Below are 12,900 nucleotides of genomic sequence, written 5' to 3'. Positions count from 1 at the left end.
AAGGTGAACGATGATGGGGAACACGAGGAAAATGGGGACGGCCGGCATCGGATTGCTCATGCTGCTGTCGGGATGCGCTTCGGCGAACGATTGGGGATTCGGCGTATGGGCGGCAGTGGGTGCTGGCGGTCCCGCGCCGATCGCCGCGGCAGGTTCGGCGGAAACGGGAAACACGGAGGAACAAGCAAGTTACGCCAGCCTGGCTTTTCCCGCGCCGACGGGGGACGCGGCCGAATCTGCGCGAACGGCCGCTCCGGACAACGCAGTCGACGTTCCGGCGACGAGCAAGCCCGAAACGGAGAAGAACGAGCCGGGGAACGCCCCGGGAGGCGCTCAGCGGGAGCAGCCCGAAACGGATCGCGCCGCGCGGGAGAAAGCCGATACCGCCAAACCGAAGCCGAAGGAAGCCCGGAAAGTGGTCGCGCTGACGTTCGACGACGGGCCGGACGGCAAATACACGCCCAAAGTGCTGGACATTTTGAAGGAGCACGGGGTGAAAGCCACGTTTTTCCTCGTCGGGACTCAGGTGGAGAAATATCCGGATACGGCGAAGCGCATCATGGACGAAGGCCACGACATCGGCAATCACAGCTGGTCGCATCAAGATTTGGCCAAAATGACCGCCAAGCAATTGGACGTCCAAATCCTGCAAACCCAAGACGCCATCGAAAAGGCCACGGGGTACCGTCCCGATCTCGTCCGGGCGCCGAACGGCAGCCTGTCCGACGGCCTGATTTCCTATCTGCACGATCAGCATCTGTCCCACGTGTATTGGACGGTCGACCCGAGAGATTGGGCCGGCACCTCGGTAGCCACCATGCGCGAGAACGTCCGGAAGCATACCCGTCCGGGAGGCATCATTCTCCTCCATTCGTTCGGCGGACGCAAGAACGCGTTGGACCATACGCTCAAGCTGCTGCCCCTCGTCATCGAAGACTTGAAAAAAGCGGGCTACGAATTCGGCACGGTCGACGAGATGATCGGGGCGAAGGAAGCGATCGCTTCCGCGATCCGTTAACGAAAATCGCGATTTCCCCTGACATTCCCCGAACGCGGTTCTTCTATCATGCTATCGTGAGTTCAATTTCATGGTAGAGAGGAAGATTCCAGCATGCAATGGAATGCATGGGGCAAACGGGCCCTGATCTCCGCACTCGGATTCGCGATTTTGGCCGGGGGCATCCCCGCGGCCGCTTCCGCAAACGGTACGAACGGCGCGAACGGGACTTCGGTCAAATCCGTCGAGTTCGTCGGAATGCCGGCACCCGCCACGCCGCAGCAAATGGCGCAGCTTTACACCACGGCTTCGGTCAAGGTGACTTATTCCAACGGATCGGTCCGATCGTTTCCTCTCGTTTACAAGAAACTGTTCAAATCCACCGACAAGGTCGGCGGCACGATCGCCGGCGTCGCGGTAGACGCCAAGGGCAACCCGATCATGGACACGACGAATCCGTCCCAGCCGGTCCCCTACGTCTCGGAGGACCCGGACGCCAACAGCCTGTTCGCCGTTCCCGGCATGAAGGCGACGGGCAAAGGCGGCAACGCGCTGTCGCTCGTGACGCACTATGAGTACATCAACCGCGCGTACGGCATCGTGCCGGCCAGCATGAGCCTGACGACGGTCGACCAGAACAAGAAGACGGGCGAGCTGACGCCGGTCGATCTGAAAAAAATCGATTTCTCCTCCGTCGACGGCCTTTGGATTCCTTGCAACGGTTCGCTGACGCCGTGGAATACCCACCTCGGCAGCGAGGAGTACGAGCCGGACGCCCGCGATTTCGAAGCGGACCCGACGAAAACGTATACCGGTCCGTTCGTTCAAAACTATTACAACGATACCTCGAAGAAGGGCAACCCCTACGCTTACGGGTTTCTGACGGAAGTTACCGTGAACAAGGACAACTCCGCGAGCGTCGAGAAGCATTACAGCATGGGCCGTTTCTCCCACGAGCTCGGGAAAGTCGCCCCGGATTCCCGGACCGTGCTGTTCGGCGACGACGGCGGCAACACGATGCTGTTCCTGTACGTAGCCGATAAGGCGAAGGATCTGTCCGCCGGCACGCTGTACGCGGCCAAGTGGATCCAGAAGTCCGCGGCGAACGGCGGCTCCGCCGATCTGCAATGGATCAAGCTCGGCCACGCTTCGGACAAAGAAATCCGGGCTTACATCGACCAAGATATTCAATTCGGCGACATCTTCGAGGCGTCAGGCCAGGCCGCGTCCGGGTTTACCGCGGTCAAGACGTACCCGTCCGGCAAAGTGGAATACCTGAAAGTGAAGCCGGGCATGGAGAAAGCCGCCGCTTTCCTGGAGTCCCGCCGGTACGGCGCCATCCTGGGCGCCACCTCCGAGTTCAACAAAATGGAAGGCGTCGCTTTCGACACGAAGACGAACAAGGCGTACGTCGCCATGTCCTACGTCGAAAAAGCGATGGAAAAAGACGCCAAAGGAACGGATCCGGCCGACGATATCCGGGTTGATAAAATCTCCGCCGGCGTGACCTACGAGCTGACCCTTGCGGGCAAGCAAAAGGACAAATCGGGCGCCGCGATCGACAGTGCCTACGTGCCGATGTCCATGCAAGGCCTCGTTGCGGGCGAAGATCTGAAAACGCCGGACGCGCTCGGCAACAAAGCGAATCCGGACAAGGTGGCCAACCCGGACAACCTCTCGTTCTCGCAGGAACTCCGCACCCTGTTCATCGGCGAAGACAGCGGCATGCACGTCAACAATTTCGTCTGGGCGTATAACGTCGACACGAAGAAGCTGTCCCGCATCCTGTCTACGCCCGCGGGCGCGGAGGCGACCGGCTTGGCCGCCGTCGACGACCTGAACGGCTTCAATTACGTCATGTCCAACATCCAGCACCCGGGCGACGAGATGATCGTGGCGGAAAACCTGAAAGCGGAAGTGGAGAAGTACATCGACCAGTATTTCGACAACAAAAGCTCCGGCGTGGTCGGCTACCTCTCCGGGCTTCCGACGAAGGCCCAGCTTCATTCTGCGACAGCCCAGCCGCAGCCGGCGAAAGAGGATGCAGGCGCGCTCGTTCCGCTTCGCGAGAAAGCCGAAGCCGCCCATGCTTCCCTCGAGGTATCGAAAAACGGCCGCGAAGTGACCGTTTTTCACGGCACGCATAAGCTGGTGGTCCGCGTCGGTTCTAAAACGGCGGTGCTGGACGGCGAGAACGTCGCGCTTCCCGCGGCTCCGCGTCTGACCCATGGCCGCGTATGGATGCCCGGAGGAGTATTGGGAAATTTCCTGAGTCTGTAAGCTCGGCCGACATTTCGCATGCCGAAGCCGCCGGAACGCGCCGGCGGCTTCCTTATTCCTGGGCGGGAGGAACGACCCGATGAAAAAGAAAGGGCAAGGAACGGTTTTTGCATTGTTGATGGTGCTCGTCCTGTACACGTTGGGCGGCGGATGGTTCGGACATTCCGCGCCGGAGAACGCCTATGCGCACGGAATGGAAGCGTCGTCGGCCGGCGGCGGAACGGAGGAAGGCGCCGGTATCGCCGTTCTGCTGGACGGAAAGAGGCTGCCGAATCCGGCGTCGCTCCGCGACGACTTGTCGGAGCTCCGGCTGCCGGCACAGGACGTGGCGGACGCTCTGGATGTCGCCTACCGGTGGGATCCCGAATCGGAGAAGGTTTATTGGGACGGAACAGCGTTGCCGGAGGATGCCGATCCGAAGAAGATCGGCGCGAACGTCATGGTCGCGGCGGAGCCGCTGGCCCGCGCTGCCGGTCTGGCGTTCTCCTACGACGCGGCCCAACACGCCGTGTTCCTGGGAACCCCCCAGGCGAAGCGCCAATTCGAACGGGAAGAGCGGTGGGTTCGGGACGTGCTGGAAGGCAAGGGAATGGCGCCTCGCATCGCGGCGGACGGCACGAAGGAATTCACGCTGACGGCGCGGCTGTCCGATTGGTCGCCGCTGCAAGGCGTGCTGACGACCGCATGGACGTACAACGGCCAAACGGCGGGGCCGACGATCCGGGTGGCGGAGGGGGATAGAGTCCGCATCGCGTTCGTGAACGAGCTGCCGGAGCCTTCCACGATCCATTGGCACGGCTTGCCGGTCCCGAACGCGATGGACGGCGTTCCGGACGTGACCCAGAAAGCGGTGGAACCGGGGCGTGAATTCGTATACGAATTCACGGCTTCCCATCCGGGCACGTTCATGTACCATTCCCACTACGACGACATGAAGCAGATCACCGGCGGATTGTACGGCGCGTTCATCGTCGATCCGAAGACGCCTCCGTCGCCGGTTCCCGCGTCGGGAGATTTGCGGGACGGCATGGCGTTCGACCGAGACTATACCATGGTGCTCGCAAGCATGCGGGTGAACGCGGGGATGGAGGAGGAGCCGGATTATTTCACGATCAACGGCAGAAGCTACCCGGATACGCCGCCCATCGAGTTGAAGCAAGGACAGACGGCGCGGGTCCGGTTGATCAATATCGATACGACGGAAGTCCACACGATGCATTTGCACGGGATGGATTTCCAGGTGATCGCCCGCAACGGAAACCCCGTCAAGACGCCCGAGACGATGAATACGGTACTCCTGGGCCCCGGCGAGACGGTCGACATCGCGTTCCGCGCGGTAGCATTGGGCGACTGGATGCTCCACTGCCACATTTTGGACCATACGATGAACGGGAGTCCGCAACAGGGGCATCATTCGGGCTCGGAAATGGGCGGCCTGATCACGTTGGTGAAGGTGACGTCCTGACCGGGCGACGGAGAAATGGAACGATGGCATCAAGACAAACGTCCATCCTTTATGGTTTAATATCCAAAAAAGGACAAGACGGAGGAATGGCATGCCCGCCCAATCGAAGTTCGCCCGTTCCGCAAAATTCGCGCTCGCGCTGGTGTCCGCCGGCGCGCTGCTCGCGACGGCCGCATGCAGCGGAGGATCGAAGAAACCCGAATCGACCGAGACGATGGCCACTCCCGTGCCGACGGCATCGGCTTCGCCGTCCGCTTCCCCAAGCGCTTCGCCCGCGTACACGGCCCCGCTTACGGGGCTCCCCGTGGATCATGTCGTGACCCAAAGACCGTTCGCGGTCATGATCAACAACCTGGCGCCCGCCCGGCCGCAATCGGGCCTGACGCAGGCCGACACCGTCTGGGAGCTGCTCGCGGAAGGCGGCATCACGAGACTCGTCGGCATTTTCCAAAGCAAGGATTTCGCCGATCCGATCGGGCCGATCCGCAGCATCCGCCCCTATTTCATCGAAGTCGGCGAGCTCTACGGCGGCGTGCTCGTGCACGCGGGAGCCAGCAACGACGCGTTCGCCATCCTGCGGGGCCAGCATAAGCAGGACCTGGACGAAATCACGAACGCCGGGGCGTATTTCTATCGGGACAAAACCCGCAAGGCTCCCCACAACCTGTATTCGAACCTGGAGAAGCTCCGGGCCGGAGCGGCGCATCTGAAATACCCGGACCATGCGGACGTTCCCGCGATGACGTTCAGCGCCGCGCCCGATTTGACGGGCGCCGCCGCCGCGTCCGAGGTGGAGATCAAATTCCAGCTGTCCAGCTATAAGGTGTCCTATGCCTATGACGCCGCCAAGGGTACTTACGCCCGATTCATCAACGGAAAGCCCCATGTCGACAAGAACAATGACGAACAGCTGACCGCGGCCAATCTCGTCGTGCTTTCGACCAAGCACACGGCCTATGACAAGGAAGGCCGGCTCGAAGTCGATCTTCACAGCGGAGGCAAAGCGATCTTGTTCCAACAAGGCAAGGCAATCGAAGCCGAGTGGGCGGACAAAGACGGGATGGTCCGGATTCTGAAGGACGGCAAGGAGCTGCCGTTCCTGCCGGGCATCACGTATTACCACGTGGTGCCGAATTCGTCGGCTTTGTCCGCGCACGTCACGTACCATTGAGGAAGTTCTCCCTCCGCCGCGCGGGCAAAATCCATAATTTGGAGGGGGAAAACCTTGAATTTCTGAAGGCTGGAGTTGAAAACGGATACATATCGCTGTGATATAATGGACCTGATCTCGTTGGGGGGAGGGGTCCGGCATCTATACCGTGCTCTTGGTGGACGACGAACCGCTCGTCCTGGAAGGTCTGAAATTCATGGTGGACTGGCAGGGACACGGCTTTCGGGTGTGCGGCGAAGCCAGCGACGGCGAAGAAGCGCTGGAACGGATCCAGGAGTTGTCTCCGAACCTTGTCGTGACCGATATCCGCATGCCGTCGATCGACGGTTTGCAGCTGATCAAGCGCTGCTCGGAGGAGCAGCGCTTGCGTTGCCGCTTCATTATCCTGAGCGGGCACGAGGATTTCTCGATCGCCCGGCAGGCGCTGCCGTTCGGCGTGATCGATTACTGGCTCAAACCGATCGATACGGACGAAATCCATCGGACGCTTCGTCAATTAAAAGAGGAGTGGAACGGCGCGGAGGCGGCGGGAACGTCATCGGAGTCCGCGCCGACGCCCCATGCATGGTCCGATCCCGCGGCCGTTTCCGCCGCGGCCGACGAGACGCTGCACGAAGCGGAGGACGAACTGCTGCTGGCGGTCGAGGCGAACGACAAACGCCGGATCGGCGAAGCGGCGAACCGGCTGTGCAACCGGCTTCAGCAAACGTTCGAAACGCCCGCGCTCCGGAAGTCCTATCTCTCGCACGTCCTGCTGGACTTGCTCTGGAAAACGGCCGAATGGCGGGAAGACGGCAGCCCGTCCGAAACCGTGACGGAGTCGGTCGGTTTTTTGCAGAACGAGCCGGCCGGCTGGAACGCGCCGCTCGAATCGTTCTGCCTGGAAGCGGCCGCGCGGCTGGCCCTACGCAGGTCGAAAGCGGGACCGGCGGGCGAAGCGGTCCGGTACATCCACTCGCATTACGCCGAACCGCTGCAGCTGCAGACCGTCGCCCGGGAGCTGCATTTCCAGCCCGCCTATTTGGGACAGCTGTTCAAAAAGCATGTCGGCATGTCGTTCCTCGACTACTTGCACCGAACCCGCGTCGAAGAAGCGGGCAAGCTGCTTCGCCGCACCGACATGAAAGTCGCGGACGTGGCCCGCGCCGTCGGCTACGCCGATCCCGAGCTGTTCGCCGCCAAATTCAAGAAATTCAAACAAGTCCCGCCTTCCCAATACAAATACGGCTGAGCTTGGAGGCGTTTCATGCGTAGGACCCGCGGATGGCTCGGTTTCGTGAACGATATCCCGCTCACGTGGAAGTTCGCGCTGATTTATTTGCTGTGCGTGCTGCTGCCGATTCTCTCCATCAACGTGCTTTTCTTCCAGCAAATTTCGGAGAACGTCCGCACGCGCGAGGAAAGCAACCTTCAGATGACGCTTGAACGTGCTTCCAAAAAGACGATGGATCTGATTCTCGGAGGCGTGGCGCTGAGCCATTCCATCGCGACGGACCGTACGATCTACGAAGAACTGGACCGGGTATACGAAGATCCGGTTTCCTTCTACGATAATGCCTCCAAAGGCCTCGGCAACAAGCTGAAGCCCTTCCTGTCCGCTTACCCGTACGTAGAGAACATTTCCATCTACACCGAGAACGGCTCGATCGTCAGCGGGGGCAATTACTTCGTCCTGGATGAAGCCGCCAAGTCGAGCCCATGGTACCGAATGGCGGCGGAGTCTTCTTCCAGCGTCAACCTCATGATGTACGTGGACCCCGATCCTTTGATCACCGGGGCGCGGAAAGTGTATTTCAGCATCCTGCGCAAGCTGAGCGAGTATCCCATGTACGGGGATTACGCGAAATATTTGAAGATCGACATCAAGACGAGCACGGTGGACGAGATCCTGTCCCAGGAACAACGGTACTTGTCGCTTAGCGTGGCGGACGGGCAGGGAAAGGTGCTGTTCCCGTCATCCGCTTTCTTGACCGATTCGACGGTGCCGCCGAGCGGAGGTTCGGCCGGCAAGACGCTGCAGGCTCCGCTCGGTTCCGCTTCGTATATCGAAGGCTGGAAAATGATCGGAACGGCGAACGCCGCCTTGTTCAAGGATACGTCCGAGCGCGTGATGCGGTTTTTCTGGGAGCTGGCCGCCGTGAGCACGCTGGTGCCGACGTGGCTGATTTTCATCATTTGGCGGTCGTACAACTATCGGATCAAACGGCTGTCCCGCCATATGGACCGAGCCAAGAACGAGAAATTCGACCTGATTCCGCTGACCAAGGACAAAGACGAGATCGGCGGCCTGATCCGCAGCTTCAACCGGATGGCGGCCACGATCGAATCGCTGATCAACGACGTCTACAAGCTGGAAATCGAGCAGAAGGACATGCAGCTGGAACAGACCCGCGCCGAACTGAAGCTGCTGCAGAGCCAGGTGAACCCGCATTTCCTGTTCAATACCCTGAACGCCTTGCTTGTGGTCAGCGCCAAAAACGGATACGCGGAAGTGACGGACATCATCAAGAACCTGTCGCTGCTGCTGCGCCGGATGTTGAGCTGGTCCGACGAAGCCGTGTCGCTGCAAGACGAACTGGATTTCACGGAAAAATATTTGAAAATCGAGAAATTCCGGTTCGGGGACCGGTTCGACTATACGTTCGAAGTAGCGGAAGAAGCCCTGCGCTGCATGGTTCCGAAAATGTGCGTCCAGCCCCTCGTGGAGAATGCGTGCAAGCACGGACTCCAGTCCGTGAAGGGGCAGCGGAATATCCGCATCGAAGCGAGCGCTTCGGAATCGTACCTGCAAATTTCCGTGGAGGACAACGGAATCGGCATCGAACCGGAACGGCTCGCCTTCATCCGCGGCCAGCTGAACGCGAAGCTGGATACCGACGAGAACGTCGGTCTCCGCAACGTCTACCGGCGGTTGAGGCTGCATTACGGGGAACGCGTCGACCTGTTCATCGACAGCGAGCTCGACCAAGGCACGAGAATCAGCTTCCGCATTCCGGCGAAACCGTCGGACGAGAAGGAGGGACCCGGCCATGTACTCGGTACTGCTGGTTGACGACGAGCCGCGGGCGATCGAAAGCCTGCAGTTTTTCGTCGATTGGGAAGGGCTCGGTTATCGGATCGGCGGCGTCTGCGAGAACGGGGAAGAGGCGCTGGACGCGGTACGGCGCCTCGCGCCGGACGTCGTCGTCACGGATATCCGCATGCCCGTCATGGACGGTCTGGAGCTGATCGGGAGGTTGCGCCGCGAAGCGGCTGCCGTTCCGGAATTCGTCGTGCTCAGCGGCTACAGCGAGTTCGCTTACGCGAAACGGGCGATGCAGCTCGGCGTACAGCATTATTTGCTGAAGCCGGTCATCGGGGAGGAAGCGTCGGAAGTATTCCGGCAAATCCGTTGCCAGCTGGATGCACGCAAGGTCCCGCCCGCGGACGGGGAGACCGGGTCCGCGGACGGCGGGCTGCCCGTCGAATCGGTGCGGCAAGCCAGGCGCATCATCGAAACGATCGAGGCCCTGGACGCGGAAAACGCCGTCCGCCAAGTCCGCCGGCTGTTCGAGGAGACGGGGCCGCATACCGATCGGCAGAAAGCGATGCTGGCCGATTATTTGGCGATTCATTCGATGAAGCTGCTGCAAGAGATCGGCGGCGAGCCGGAAGACCTGCGATCGCTCGGACTGGCGGAGCCGGGAGCGGATGCGGAGAGTCTGGCGCGGTATGTCGGCCGGGTGATCGGGTCGGCCCGGGCTTTGCGGGAGTTCCGGTCCGGCAACACCTTGTCCAAAGTCGACCGCTACATCCGCGAGTTTTACCGCAGCCCGCTGTCGATCAAGCAGATCGCGGCGTCGTTCTACGTGAGCCCGGTCTATCTGGGCAAAGCGTACCAAGCGAAGTTCGGACTCGGCCTGCTGGACCGGATCCACGAGCTGCGGATCGAGGAGGCCCGCCGCCTGCTGCTGACGACGGATCTCAGCATCTCGGCGATCGCGTCGCAAATCGGGTACGCGCATTACCACCATTTTCTGCAGCATTTCGAGAAGCGGACGGGGATGAAGCCGGCGGATTACCGGAAAACGCTCTCGAAGACCAGGGAGAGGGGAACTTCTTCCTCCTAAATTTGAGGGGGGCGGCGGTTTAATCCTTGAATTGTAACCGCATCCATGAAAGCGTTATCGTATACCGTATCAAGGCGATAGCGCGCTGCCTTGCCACAATCGATGAGGAGGATTCCACATGGGGGTTCATGCAAGAAAAGCGGCTTTCGGGCTGCTCATGCTGATCTTGGCAATCAGTATCGTCGCTTCGGGCTGCTCCAAGAGCGGCGGGAACGAAGCCAGCGGCGAGCCGTCGGCGTCTTCATCCAGTCCCGCGGCGTCAAGCGGCGGCAGTTCCGATGCGGCCAAGCCGGAGCCGTTTGAAATCTCCGTGTTCATGCAGGACCCGGGTCCGATCCCGACGGATGACAACCGCATCTACAAGAAAATCAAAGACGAACTCGGCGTCACGCTGAAGGAAGAATACCTGGTCGGCGACGCGGAGCAGAAACTGGGCGTCATGATCGCCGGCGGCGACTATCCGGACATGATCACGGCGAACACGAAGCTGGTCGCGGCGAAAGCGGTCATCCCGCTCGAGGATTTGATCGAGCAATATGCGCCGAACCTGAAAAAGCATTACGAGAAAGTATGGAACCAAATGAAAGACCCCGGCGACGGCCACATCTACTGGCTGCCGAACTACGGCGTGTACCAAGGGGAATACAAAACGACGCAATATTACGGGCCGGCTTTCTTCATCCAAAAAGCGGTGCTTAAGGAATTCGGCTATCCGAAGGTCAGAACGCTGGACGAATATTTCAAGCTGATCGAAGATTATAAGGCCAAATATCCGGAAATCGACGGACAACCGACGATCGGGTTCTCGTCGCTCGCTTTCGACTGGCGCGATTGGCCGCTGCGGAACGCGCCGCAGCATCTCGCCGGGCATCCGAACGACGGCGGCGTCCTCGTCGATCCGAATACGAACGTGGCGACGCTCTACGAAGCCACGGACGTCGCGAAGCCTTACTATAAGAAACTGAACGAAGAGAATGCCAAAGGCGTGGTCGACAAGGAAGCATTCGCGCAAAACTTCGACCAGTATCTGGCCAAAATCGCGAGCGGCCGCGTGCTCGGCACGTTCGACCAGCGCTGGAACTTCCAGCAAGGCGAAGATTCCCTGATCTCGCAGGGCAAGCCGGAACGGGCATACGTGGCGCTCCCTCTGGTGTACGACCCGAACACGACAGACTATTACATGGACCGTCCCGTGCTCAACTTGAACAACGGTTTCGGCATTACGGTGAACGCGAAGGATCCGGTCAAGATCATCCAATTCCTCGATACGATCATTCAGGAAAAATGGCAGAAGCTGCTTTCTTGGGGAGAAGAAGGCGTCGACTACTCCGTCGGTCCGAACGGGCTGTACGTCCGCACGCCGGAGCAGCGGAAGCAGCAGGAAGACGTCACCTGGAAGCAGGCGAACAAAGCGGATGCGCTCTACCGGTTCCTGCCGAAGCTGGAGGGCAAGTATCCGGACGGCAACATGGAAGGACCGGGGAATCAACCGGACGAATTCTTCGCGAACTTGAAGGATATCGACAGAGAGGTCCTGAGCGCATACGGCTTTAAGACGTGGACCGACTTCTTCTCGCCGCCGCCGGAAAACCGGATCTCCTATCCGGCCTGGAGCATCGACCTCGTGGAAGGCTCTCCGGCGAAGGTCGCCAACCAGAAACTGAAGGATCTTGCCTTCAAATATTTGCCGAAGGCGATTCTGAGCAAGCCGGACGGCTTCGACAAGGTGTGGGACGAATACGTGCAGCAGGTCGGCAAAGTCGATACGAAAGCGTATTTGGACCGCGTGAACGAAATCTTGAAATGGCGCCAGGATAACTGGAGCAACTAAGAAACTTCGGGGAGCGGAAGGTCCGGGTCGATCCGGCTTTCCGCTCGTCCTGGCTAGGAGGCGGAACCGATGCAGAGCTCGGTCCAAACCAAAGATGTCTCTCCACAGCCCGTACGGCGGACCGATTCGTTCTGGATCCGCATGGTCCGCCAGCGGCAGCTCATTCTCATGTCTTTTCCGATGGTGATTTACGTGCTGATTTTCGCCTACGTGCCGATCTGGGGATGGCTCATGGCGTTTCAGCAATACCGGCCCGGTTTCTCGATCCTGAACCAGAAATGGGTCGGTTGGTACCAGTTCCGGTTCCTGTTCGAGGACGAGAATTTCGTGCGCGTGCTCCGGAACACCGTCGCCATGAGCCTCATCTCGCTCGTTCTCAGCTTCGTGACGGCCATCGGGCTCGCCATCCTGCTCAACGAAATCAAGAAAACGGGCATCAAGCGGCTGATCCAGACGATCTCCTACATGCCGCACTTCCTCTCCTGGGTCATCGTGACGGGTCTCGTCTCGACGGCGTTGTCCACGGAAGACGGCATCGTGAACGTCGTGCTGATGAAGCTCCACTTGATCAACGAACCGATTCTGTGGCTCGGGGAAGGGAAATACTTCTGGGGCATCGTCGGGGCCTCCAACGTCTGGAAGGAAGTCGGGTGGAATACGATCATCTACCTGGCGGCGATCGCATCGGTCGATCCGTCCCTGTACGAAGCGGCGGAGATCGACGGAGCGGGGCGGTACCGCAAAATCCGGAACGTGACGCTGCCGGGCATCAAGCCCGTCATCGTCATCCTGCTGATCTTGAACATCGGCTGGATGCTCAACGGCGGCGGCTTCGAGATCCAGTACTTCCTCGGCAACGGGCAGGTCGTAGACTGGTCGGAGACGATCGACATTTTCGTGCTGAAATACGGTCTGAAAATCGGGAACTATTCGCTGGGCGTCGCGGCAGGCATTTTCAAAACCGCCGTCAGCATCGTGCTGCTGTACGCGGCGAACACGATCGCCAAACGCCTTGGCGAAGAACGGTTGATTTAAGGAGGGGCTCCG

The 12,900-nt window shown here is 60.0% G+C and carries 9 protein-coding genes; all 9 read left to right on the top strand.

The features are described from left to right. The first annotated feature begins 13 nt into the window (after window positions 1-13). The 9 genes from PTZ19_RS18555 (at window position 14) to PTZ19_RS18515 (ending at window position 12,888) form a co-directional block, all read left to right on the top strand. On the top strand, window positions 14-1,018 hold the full coding sequence (locus tag PTZ19_RS18555; RefSeq protein ID WP_276356608.1) for a polysaccharide deacetylase family protein: 1,005 nt from the start codon (window positions 14-16) through the stop codon (window positions 1,016-1,018). 93 nt (window positions 1,019-1,111) lie between these two features. Continuing rightward, window positions 1,112-3,277, top strand: a complete 2,166-nt coding sequence (locus PTZ19_RS18550) for an alkaline phosphatase PhoX (RefSeq protein WP_276356606.1) — start codon at window positions 1,112-1,114, stop codon at window positions 3,275-3,277. Window positions 3,278-3,356: 79 nt separating this feature from the next. Continuing rightward, entirely contained in the window at window positions 3,357-4,742 is a 1,386-nt protein-coding gene (locus tag PTZ19_RS18545) for a multicopper oxidase domain-containing protein (RefSeq protein WP_276356604.1), read from the top strand. A gap of 91 nt (window positions 4,743-4,833) precedes the next feature. Then, complete coding sequence (locus tag PTZ19_RS18540; RefSeq protein WP_276356602.1) at window positions 4,834-5,913, top strand: DUF3048 domain-containing protein; 1,080 nt, start codon at window positions 4,834-4,836, stop codon at window positions 5,911-5,913. Between the two features lie 148 nt (window positions 5,914-6,061). Continuing rightward, on the top strand, window positions 6,062-7,144 hold the full coding sequence (locus tag PTZ19_RS18535; protein ID WP_276356600.1) for a response regulator transcription factor: 1,083 nt from the start codon (window positions 6,062-6,064) through the stop codon (window positions 7,142-7,144). 15 nt (window positions 7,145-7,159) lie between these two features. After that, window positions 7,160-8,965 (top strand): sensor histidine kinase, encoded by a 1,806-nt coding sequence (locus PTZ19_RS18530; protein WP_276356598.1) that lies wholly within the window; start codon window positions 7,160-7,162, stop codon window positions 8,963-8,965. Further along, window positions 8,943-10,022, top strand: a complete 1,080-nt coding sequence (locus PTZ19_RS18525; RefSeq protein ID WP_276356596.1) for a response regulator transcription factor — start codon at window positions 8,943-8,945, stop codon at window positions 10,020-10,022. The genes PTZ19_RS18530 and PTZ19_RS18525 overlap by 23 nt, the downstream gene beginning before the upstream one ends. Before the next feature lie 118 nt (window positions 10,023-10,140). Then, window positions 10,141-11,853: an ABC transporter substrate-binding protein gene (locus PTZ19_RS18520; RefSeq protein ID WP_276356595.1), complete on the top strand. Its 1,713-nt coding sequence runs from the start codon at window positions 10,141-10,143 to the stop codon at window positions 11,851-11,853. Window positions 11,854-11,922: 69 nt separating this feature from the next. Beyond that, complete coding sequence (locus PTZ19_RS18515) at window positions 11,923-12,888, top strand: ABC transporter permease (protein WP_276356593.1); 966 nt, start codon at window positions 11,923-11,925, stop codon at window positions 12,886-12,888. Window positions 12,889-12,900: the final 12 nt, after the last annotated feature.

The organism is Cohnella caldifontis (assembly GCF_029360585.1).
GTDB lineage: Bacteria > Bacillota > Bacilli > Paenibacillales > Paenibacillaceae > Cohnella > Cohnella caldifontis.
Note: the sequence above shows the minus strand (reverse complement) of the source record. Positions and strands in the feature narration are given on the sequence as shown.

Coding starts and splice junctions, on each gene's coding strand:
- PTZ19_RS18555 (WP_276356608.1), top strand. CDS start 14: ATGGGGAACACGAGGAAAATGGGGACGGCCGGCATCGGATTGCTCATG.
- PTZ19_RS18550 (WP_276356606.1), top strand. CDS start 1,112: ATGCAATGGAATGCATGGGGCAAACGGGCCCTGATCTCCGCACTCGGA.
- PTZ19_RS18545 (WP_276356604.1), top strand. CDS start 3,357: ATGAAAAAGAAAGGGCAAGGAACGGTTTTTGCATTGTTGATGGTGCTC.
- PTZ19_RS18540 (WP_276356602.1), top strand. CDS start 4,834: ATGCCCGCCCAATCGAAGTTCGCCCGTTCCGCAAAATTCGCGCTCGCG.
- PTZ19_RS18530 (WP_276356598.1), top strand. CDS start 7,160: ATGCGTAGGACCCGCGGATGGCTCGGTTTCGTGAACGATATCCCGCTC.
- PTZ19_RS18525 (WP_276356596.1), top strand. CDS start 8,943: ATGTACTCGGTACTGCTGGTTGACGACGAGCCGCGGGCGATCGAAAGC.
- PTZ19_RS18520 (WP_276356595.1), top strand. CDS start 10,141: ATGGGGGTTCATGCAAGAAAAGCGGCTTTCGGGCTGCTCATGCTGATC.
- PTZ19_RS18515 (WP_276356593.1), top strand. CDS start 11,923: ATGCAGAGCTCGGTCCAAACCAAAGATGTCTCTCCACAGCCCGTACGG.